Raw genomic sequence first — 7,111 nt, forward strand, 5'->3', positions numbered from 1 at the left:
GCCCGGCAGAACCGGGCGTTTTTGTTTACCAGAGAGCGTTACAGCCCCAGCACCTGCCCCACCAGCAGATAAAGATTGAGCGCTATCACCAGCAGCACAATCAGTCGCCCGGCGTTCTGCATCAGGCGAGAGTTCACCATCTCCTCGCCCATCAGCTCGCGGTTGCCGGTAAAGGAGAGCAGCGGAATCAGCGCCAGCGCAATCCCGAAACTCAGCAGCACCTGGCTCATCACCAGAATGCGGGTCGGGTCCCAGCCTGCCCAGATGACGATAAAAGAGGGCAGCATGGTGACAGTACGACGCACCCAGAGCGGAATATGGAAGCGGATAAAGCCCTGCATCACCACCTGCCCCGCCAGCGTGCCGACCACCGTGGACGATAATCCGGCCGCCACCAGACTCAGGCCAAAGACCGTGGCCGCCGCCTGTCCTAGCAGCGGTTGCAGCGTCAGATAGGCCTGGTCAAGTTCAGCGATGGTGCTGTGGCCGCTAAAATGGAACGCCGCCGCCGCGGTCGCCATCATCGCCAGATTAACGAAGCCAGCAATGGTCATGGCAATCGCCACATCCAGCTTGGTCGAAGAGTAACGCTGGCCCTGGCTGTCGTCGCTTTTCCCCTGGGTGAGCGCTGAGTGCAGATAGATCACGTGCGGCATAATGGTTGCTCCCAGCACGCCTGCGGCCAGGAATACCGCGTCTGAGGTCGGTAAGGTGGGCAGCGCCATACCGAGCACCAGTTCGCTCACTTTGGGTTGTGAAAAGATCAGTTCGACGATATAGGCCGCTGCCACAAACAGCAGCAGGCCGCCAATCACCCGTTCCAGCGGCTTCTGCCCGCGGCTCTGCAACATCAGGATCAGGAAGGTGGCGATCCCGGTCAGCACCGCGCCCTGCATCAGTGAGATGCCGAGCAGCAGTTTGAATCCCAGCGCGGCACCAATAAACTCCGCCAGGTCGGTGGCCATGGCGATAATCTCCGCCTGCACCCAGTAGAACCAGACGGCGGGACGGGGAAAACGATCGCGGATATGTTCAGCCAGATTTTTCCCGGTAGCGATCCCGAGTTTGGCTGACATCAGCTGGATCAGCATCGCCATAATGTTGGCCCACACCACGACCCACAGCAGTTTATAGCCGTATGCGGCTCCCGCCTGGATGTTGGTCGCAAAGTTTCCCGGATCGATATAGCCGATAGCGGCGATAAAGGCGGGTCCCAACAGTGCGAGTTTGACTTTTCTGGCTCCGCGAGCGGCACGCTCGACGGTACGACTTTCAAACATATTCGGTACCCTGTCTGAACATTGGCCTGCCCCGGCAGCTTAGGGGGAAGCAATGGCAAGTGAAATTCGGTTTTTGTTATTGGTGTAATAGATACTGCTATAAAGTATAGCCAAGGCTATATCTTACAGTAAAGGAAGTGATCGCTAAAAATGTGAGCAACGGTTTCACTCTACGCCCGGTGTAAAATTTAGACAATAACAATGTGGTTATCTGATGTAGATAGTTTGTAAACAGGACGTGATCAGTGAAACTTTTCTGGAAAATATAGCGATAGCGAATACTTATATTGTGGTTCAGATCTCGTTTTTAAGTAACGTGTTACATAGAATACGCAGCAAAATACAACCCTCCTCAAATTTGGAGCAACTATGTCCCATATTTTGCAGTTTCTTCTCGCACTGGTGGTCGTCGGGGTACTGGCCTTACTGGTCAGTCACGATCGTAAAAGCATTCGCGTTCGCTACATTATACAGCTGCTGGTGATTGAGATTGTGCTCGCCTGGTTCTTCCTGAACTCCGAGGCGGGACTGGGTTTCGTCAAAGGTTTCGCCGGCGTTTTCGACCATCTGCTGAAATATGCCGCAGAAGGCACCAATTTCGTCTTCGGCAACATGAATGAAAAAGGCCTGGCCTTCTTCTTCCTGAACGTTCTGTGCCCTATCGTCTTTATCTCTGCGCTGATCGGTATTCTGCAACACTTCCGTATCCTGCCCTGGGTGATCCGCGGCATCGGTACGGTGCTTTCTAAAGTGAATGGCATGGGGAAACTGGAATCTTTCAACGCCGTGAGTTCTCTGATACTGGGACAATCAGAAAACTTCATCGCCTATAAAGATATTCTGGGCCAGATGTCACAGCGCCGCATGTACACCATGGCCGCCACCGCGATGTCCACCGTCTCGATGTCTATCGTCGGTGCCTACATGACCATGCTGCAACCCAAGTATGTGGTCGCCGCCCTGGTGCTCAATATGTTTAGCACCTTTATTGTGCTGTCACTGATCAACCCTTACCGCGTTGAGAGCGAAGAGGATCTGCAACTTCAGGATCTGCATAAAGGTCAGAGCTTCTTTGAGATGCTGGGCGAATATATCCTCGCCGGTTTCCGGGTGGCGATTATCGTGGCGGCCATGCTGATTGGCTTTATCGCACTGATTTCGGGTCTGAACGCGCTGTTCGACCTGATCTTTGGCGTCACCTTCCAGGGCGTGCTGGGCTATGTTTTCTATCCCTTTGCCTGGGTGATGGGCGTGCCAGCGGGTGAAGCGTTGCAGGTCGGCAGTATTATGGCGACCAAGCTGGTATCGAATGAGTTCGTGGCGATGATGGATTTGCAGAAAATCGCCGGTCAGTTGTCACCACACGCCGAAGGCATTCTGTCGGTGTTCCTGGTGTCGTTCGCCAACTTCTCGTCCATCGGTATTGTCGCCGGTGCGATTAAGGGCCTGAACGAAGAACAGGGTAATGTGGTTTCCCGCTTTGGTCTGAAGCTGCTGTACGGCTCTACGCTGGTCAGTGTGCTCTCCGCCGCTATCGCCGGGCTGGTTCTGGCGTTCTAAGCCTCAGGGGCGAGCCTGGCTCGCCCTTCTCTTCTGCGTTGACCCTTATCCTGCCGTCGCGCCCTCTTATCTCACCTCCTGTTCACGCCCGCAGTTCCACTCACCGCAGCCACGCGCCGTGCGCTGTAAAGGATGTTCGTCACAGAGGCGCAGAGGTTGGTTTCCGGGCATGATGACACGCACGACGAAGCTGGATGCCAGACGGCAGCCATGACAACGATTGAACCAGATGCAGTAAGGCGAAAAGGAAATTAATCAGAAAGGCGTGACTGAGAAGTGTCAGAAAGTGGTGGAGATAAGCGGGATCGAACCGCTGACCTCTTGCATGCCATGCAAGCGCTCTCCCAGCTGAGCTATACCCCCACATCTGGAATCATTTTTCAGTACCAAACTTTTGGGAAGAAGTTTGGTGGAGCTAAGCGGGATCGAACCGCTGACCTCCTGCATGCCATGCAGGCGCTCTCCCAGCTGAGCTATAGCCCCGTACCGAAAAACTATCGCGTTAAGCGACGGACGGCATAATATGAAACCCCCTCCGGGGTGTCAACGGCAAAATCACATTCTCGGTTTGATCGCTGAAAAAGGCGTCAACCTGCGAAGTTTCAGCAGCATGGCACAGCTGAATACTGCCCTCCCGGCGTCAGTGCCCTTTTTTAACTGTTATTTATCCTGAGGTCAGGTTAAATCATGGTTAATTATGTTATAGGAATTTTCTTGTCTTCAGCTTTTTCGCATGCAAAACTTAGCCCGCTAATTAAGCGGCCACCGGGATCCCCTCCCGCGTACCGCGCGTCCACCAGGCGTTTATCGTCCCATTAATCATAAAAAACTACAGAGATACTATGTCGCTGCATACACCTAAAGAAATTGCTCAACTGGCGATCCAGGCAGGCGTGGCCAAGAGCCGTGCGCCTGTGAGCATCCTGCTGATCCTCGGCTTTATGGCCGGTGCGTTTATCGCTACCGGCTTTTTGCTGGATCTTCACGTTATCAACTCATTGCCCGCTGACTGGGGCTCCTTTGGCGGCCTGCTGGGCGCTGCGGTTTTCCCGGTTGGATTAATCCTGACCGTGCTGGCGGGTGGTGAGCTGCTGACCGGCAATATGATGACCCTGCCGGTCGCCTGGTTCGCCCGCCGTATCAGCTTTCTGAGCGTGGCGCGCAACTGGTTCTGGGTTACGCTGGCTAACTTCGCAGGCAGCGTGGCTGTCGCCTGGTTCTTTGGTCACATGCTGGGCATGACCGAAGGCGACTACCTGAAGAAAACGGTCGCTATCGCCTCTGCGAAAATTCACGCCGATTTCCTGCACGCCTTTATCTCTGGCGTTGGCTGTAACTGGCTGGTCTGCCTGGCGGTCTGGCTGGCGTTCGCCAGTAAAGATGTGGTGGGTAAGATCTTCGGGATGTGGTTCCCGGTGATGGCGTTTGTCGCGATCGGCTTCCAGCACGTCGTCGCCAATATGTTCATTATTCCGGCCGCTATTTTTGCCGGACAGATGAGCTGGGCAGATTACTTCCCTAACTTCGTCGCTGTCTTTTTAGGCAATGGCGTGGGCGGTGCCGTCTTTGTCGGCCTGGCCTATTTCCTCGCCTTCCGTCCTGCCGCTGAACCCGTCAGCAGCCCGCAGTAATAATCTTTTGCCTTTTGTCGAGTGGCAAAAGGCAATTTCAACGCCAGTTACTTTCCCCCGTTACGTTTTGCTGTAATATGTACCGCTAATGTATTAAACAGGGATAGCATCGTGAAAAAGGAATGGCTTACTCCCGAAGAGCTGGCGGCAGAAACGGGCTACAGTCGGCAAACGGTGAATAAATGGATCAAGCGAGAAAACTGGACAACCACGCCGAAGCCCGGTGTGCAAGGCGGTAAAGCCCGTCTGATCCATATTGATGAACGAGTAAAAAACTTTATTCAGTCGACCCGTAACCTTAACGAGCCGACTGCTCTCTATGGCTCCCCGTCCAATCCGTTACCTGCGTTATTAATAAGTTCTATCCAGCAAATGAGTCAGGATGAGCAGGATCAGTTCACTGCGCTCATCTTACGTGAAGGTATCAAGGGCGTGTTGCAGCGACTGGGGATCAGCGAACAATAAGGCGTATTTAGCAGGGATAGTATCGTGAAAAAGGAATGGTTAACGCCTGAAGAACTCGCCGCAGAGACGGGTTTCAGCCGACAGACAGTGAACAAGTGGATTAAACGCGAAAACTGGACCACCATCCCCAAACCGGGCGTTCAGGGTGGCAAAGCGCGATTGATTCATATCGATGAGCGGGTAGAGAAGTTTATTCAGTCGACACGCACGCTGCACGAACCCACAGCGAATTATCATGTACCGGCTGATTCTTTAACGGCGCTATTACTGAGTTCAATCCCGCAAATGAGTCAGGCTGAGCAGCAACAGTTTGCCGCGCTGATATTGCGGATTGGAATAAAGGGCATATTAGAGCGGCTGGGTATTATTACTGAATAAAAGCCGGAAGCGTGTGGCTTCCGGCTCTGTTGATTAAGCCTGGGCTTCACGCTCACTGATAAAGGCCAGCGCCTGGTCGATGCGCGCCACGCAGCGGCTGCGGCCAATCGCTTCGACGGTCACATCCAGACCGGGTGACTGGCCGGCACCGGTCACCGCTACCCGCAGCGGCATGCCAACTTTACCCATCCCGACTTCCAGTTCATCCGCGGTGTTCTGAATCGCCTGATGGACATTTTCAGCGTTCCAGTCACCGATCGCGGCCAGCTTGTCACGTACCACTTCCAGCGGCTGACGTGCCACCGGACGCAGATGTTTCTTCGCGGCATCCGCATCAAACTCAGCAAAGTCTTCATAGAAGTAGCGACAGGATGCCGCCATCTCTTTCAGCGTCTTGCAGCGTTCGCCCAGCAGCCTGACCAGCTTCGCCAGTTCCGGCCCGGTGCGGGTATCAATTTTCTGCTGTTCAATGTGCCATTGCAGATGGGTAGCCACATACTCTGGCGGCAGCGCATTGATGTAGTGGTGGTTCAGCCATTGCAGCTTTTCGGTGTTGAACGCACTGGCGGATTTGCTCACGGCATCCAGCGTGAAGAGTTCAGTCATCTCCGCGACGCTGAAAATTTCCTGATCGCCATGTGACCAGCCGAGACGGACCAGATAGTTGAGCAGCGCTTCCGGCAGATAGCCATCATCACGATACTGCATCACCCCGACCGCGCCGTGACGCTTGGAGAGTTTCTTGCCGTCGTCGCCGAGGATCATCGAGACGTGCGCATAGACCGGCACCTGCGCGCCAATCGCTTTCAGGATGTTGATCTGACGCGGCGTGTTGTTGATATGGTCTTCGCCGCGGATCACATGGGTAATGCCCATGTCCCAGTCATCCACCACCACACAGAAGTTGTAGGTTGGCGAACCATCGGTGCGACGGATAATCAGGTCATCCAGTTCCTGATTGCTGAACTCGATCGGGCCACGGATCTGGTCATCAAAAATGACCGAGCCTTCCTGCGGGTTGCGGAAACGCACCACGCACGGCTCATCGGCCGCATGGTGCTCATGGCTGTCACGGCAGCGGCCGTCATAACGTGGCTTCTCGTTATTGGCCATCTGCTCTTCACGCAGCGCTTCCAGCCGCTCTTTCGAGCAGTAGCATTTATAGGCGGTGCCCGCTTCCAGCATTTCATCAATCACCGCGTTGTAGCGATCAAAGCGTTTGGTCTGGTAGTAAGGGCCTTCATTCCAGTCGAGGCTGAGCCAGTTCATGCCATCCATGATGGCTTCGATGGCTTCCGGGGTGGAGCGCTCCAGATCGGTATCTTCGATGCGCAGCACAAACTCGCCCTGGTTGTGACGCGCAAAAAGCCAGGAGTAAAGGGCGGTACGGGCGCCACCTACATGCAGATAGCCGGTAGGGCTGGGCGCGAAGCGTGTTTTGATTTTCATTCACTATTGCCTTAAATGCGCGGGTTCTCTGTCTGGATGACAAAAAACGGGTTAGACGCGAAAAACAGTGGGCACATTCTAGCATCTGACGGTGAATCCTCAATGCATGCCCGCCGCCTGCGCCCTGGTAAAAGGGCCTTTTCTGCCAGTAAAACCAGCACATTGGCTAAAAGCACGACAGGATGTTTAAAAATAAACCGAACGCACATTTATGTTTTAAAAAGCGTTGACTCAAAATCAACTATCCCTATAATGCGACTCCACACAGCGGGGGTGATTAGCTCAGTTGGTAGAGCATCTCCCTTACAAGGAGGGGGTCGGCGGTTCGAGCCCGTCATCACCCACCAC

At 54.2% G+C, this 7,111-nt stretch carries 6 protein-coding genes and 3 tRNA genes; 5 read left to right on the plus strand and 4 right to left on the minus strand.

Annotation, left to right across the window (positions count from 1 at the left end):
• Nucleotides 1-38 precede the first annotated feature (38 nt).
• Complete coding sequence (locus ACCW71_RS19935) at nt 39-1,280, minus strand: Nramp family divalent metal transporter (protein WP_436374338.1); 1,242 nt, start codon at nt 1,278-1,280, stop codon at nt 39-41.
• Nucleotides 1,281-1,649: 369 nt separating this feature from the next.
• Between ACCW71_RS19935 and ACCW71_RS19940 the strand changes: the two genes are divergently transcribed.
• Nucleotides 1,650-2,840 carry a NupC/NupG family nucleoside CNT transporter gene (locus ACCW71_RS19940; RefSeq protein WP_436374340.1) on the plus strand — a complete coding sequence of 397 codons (1,191 nt, stop codon included), beginning with the start codon at nt 1,650-1,652 and terminating at the stop codon, nt 2,838-2,840.
• 287 nt (nt 2,841-3,127) lie between these two features.
• Here ACCW71_RS19940 and ACCW71_RS19945 read toward each other — a convergent pair.
• A tRNA-Ala gene (locus ACCW71_RS19945) sits at nt 3,128-3,203 on the minus strand.
• A 44-nt stretch (nt 3,204-3,247) separates the two neighbouring features.
• A tRNA-Ala gene (locus tag ACCW71_RS19950) sits at nt 3,248-3,323 on the minus strand.
• Nucleotides 3,324-3,682: 359 nt separating this feature from the next.
• Here ACCW71_RS19950 and ACCW71_RS19955 point away from each other — a divergent pair.
• The 3 genes from ACCW71_RS19955 to ACCW71_RS19965 all read left to right on the plus strand — a co-directional run bounded on the left by ACCW71_RS19955 (nt 3,683) and on the right by ACCW71_RS19965 (nt 5,314).
• The gene (locus tag ACCW71_RS19955; protein ID WP_436374341.1) at nt 3,683-4,471 is read left to right on the plus strand and encodes a formate/nitrite transporter family protein; all 789 of its coding nucleotides are present in this window, start codon (nt 3,683-3,685) and stop codon (nt 4,469-4,471) included.
• Nucleotides 4,472-4,582: 111 nt separating this feature from the next.
• Entirely contained in the window at nt 4,583-4,936 is a 354-nt protein-coding gene (locus tag ACCW71_RS19960) for a YfeC-like transcriptional regulator (protein WP_436374342.1), read from the plus strand.
• 24 nt (nt 4,937-4,960) lie between these two features.
• Nucleotides 4,961-5,314, plus strand: coding sequence for a YfeC-like transcriptional regulator (locus ACCW71_RS19965; protein ID WP_436374344.1), 354 nt, complete (start codon nt 4,961-4,963; stop codon nt 5,312-5,314).
• A 33-nt stretch (nt 5,315-5,347) separates the two neighbouring features.
• Here ACCW71_RS19965 and gltX read toward each other — a convergent pair whose 3' ends face one another.
• Entirely contained in the window at nt 5,348-6,763 is a 1,416-nt protein-coding gene (gene gltX / locus ACCW71_RS19970) for a glutamate--tRNA ligase (RefSeq protein ID WP_436374346.1), read from the minus strand.
• Nucleotides 6,764-7,034: 271 nt separating this feature from the next.
• Here gltX and ACCW71_RS19975 point away from each other — a divergent pair.
• Nucleotides 7,035-7,110: transfer RNA gene (locus ACCW71_RS19975), tRNA-Val, on the plus strand.
• Nucleotide 7,111: the final 1 nt, after the last annotated feature.

This window comes from Pantoea sp. C2G6, from assembly GCF_051336815.1.
Taxonomy (GTDB): domain Bacteria; phylum Pseudomonadota; class Gammaproteobacteria; order Enterobacterales; family Enterobacteriaceae; genus Pantoea.